Source organism: Phenylobacterium sp. (assembly GCF_030693805.1).
GTDB lineage: Bacteria > Pseudomonadota > Alphaproteobacteria > Caulobacterales > Caulobacteraceae > Phenylobacterium.
This window is the reverse complement of record NZ_JAUXZW010000155.1, coordinates 1-1755: the sequence shown is the minus strand read 5'-3', so window position 1 is coordinate 1755 and position 1755 is coordinate 1. Positions and strand designations below refer to the sequence as shown.

Sequence of the window (1755 nt, the reverse complement as noted above, 5' to 3'; positions counted from 1 at the left end):
GACTTTGCCTCGAATATTGCTCTTGCAATCTTCTCGGATATCAAAAATCAAAAATCACCTGCCCGCAGTGCAAGCACAAGCGTTGCAGGCGGGAAAATCAAAGATCCAATGGAATTAGCAGAAGAAATAATTCAGATACTAGATACTAGATACAAGATACTAGATACAGATTTTGACAAAGTCGAAATCGCACCGCCGGGATTTATTAATTTTTACCTTTCTCAAAAATATCTGCAAAATCAAGTTCAAAGTATTATTTCAAAGGGAAATTCTTACGGCTCATCAAATATAGGGAAAAACAAAAAGGCGAGCGTTGAGTTTGTGTCGGCAAATCCGACAGGACCCTTGCATATCGGAAACGCCAGAGGAGGGCCTTTAGGAGACACAATTGCCAATGTTTTAGCAAAAGTTGGCTATAAAGTTGTCCGCGAATATTTGCATAATGACGTCGGCGGACAGGTTGATAGGCTTGGAGAGGCAATCTACTTTACTATTCATCCCGATCAAAAAGCAAAGGACTACGAAGTCCAGTATCAGGGTGAATATATAAAAGAGTTAGCTCTGGAGGTATCAAAAGCGCTGAAAGTATCAAAAGTATCAAAGGCGCCGCAGGCAGCAAAAGAAGAATTTATCGAAAAAGCCGCGTCAAACGCCGTTGGAATAATGCTTACAGAAATTTTAAAAGACTGCGAAGATATGGGAATTAAATTCGATAAAGTACGAAAAGAATCGGATTTACGAAAAGAAGTGCCGCAAGTTTTAGCAAAACTTCAAAAATTCCTTAAAGAAAAAGACGGCGCTTTGTGGTTTTTAGCAAATGACGAATTTTTAAAAGACAGGGAAACTGTTGTTAAAAAATCAAACGGGGATTACACCTATTTTGCTTCAGATATTGCATATCATAACGAAAAAATGAGTAAGAATGATATAGTAATAGACATTTGGGGAGCAAACCATTCGGGACACGTGCCAAGAATGCAGGCAGTTGTCAAAGCCCTAGGTTTTGACCCAAACAGCTTAAAACTTGTTTTGTATCAATGGATAAGGCTAAAAAGAGGAAACGAAGTCGTAAAAATGAGTAAAAGAGCCGGAACTTTTGTTACGGCAAGGGAAGTTTTGGATGAAGTTGGCAAAGACGCTTTTAGATTTTTCCTCTTAACTCCGCGCACTCAAACTCACATGGATTTTGACTTGGAGCTTGCTAAGAAAAAATCAGCCGAGAACCCTGTTTTTTACGTCCAGTACGCCTTTACGAGAATATGTTCCATATTCGCTAAAAGTCAAAAGTCTCGGCCCAAGGCCGATCCGCCCCGGGCGGAAAATCTCAAATCTCAAATCAATTCGGCAGACTTTTCACTGCTTAAGGAAAAAGAGGAGATAGAGCTTATCCGGAAATTGCTTGTTTTTCCGTATTTGGTTGAAGAAGTTGCTAAAAATCTTGAAGTAAATGCTCTGACAGCTTACGCGTTAGAACTTGCAACTTCGTTTCATAAATTTTATGAAGCTAATCAGGTAATTTCTAAAGATCCTTCGTCAACCTCAGGACAAGCGCTGACTCAAGCGCGCTTAGCACTTCTTAGAGCCACGCAAATTACGCTCAAAAATACTCTGGATTTACTCGGTGTCAGCGCTCCGGAGAAGATGTAGAATAAACAATTTTAAATTTTAAATTTTAAATTTTTAATGAAATCTAAATGCTTTAAGCTTTAAACATTAAATCATTATAAATTGATTAGAAATTAAGAATTAGAAATT

At 38.3% G+C, this 1755-nt stretch carries 1 protein-coding gene; it reads left to right on the top strand.

Annotation, left to right across the window (positions count from 1 at the left end; genetic code table 11):
* On the top strand, positions 1-1647 hold a 1647-nt coding region (argS, locus tag Q8M88_RS06630; protein ID WP_305595624.1), incomplete at its 5' end, for an arginine--tRNA ligase.
* Between the last annotated feature and the right edge of the window lie 108 nt (positions 1648-1755).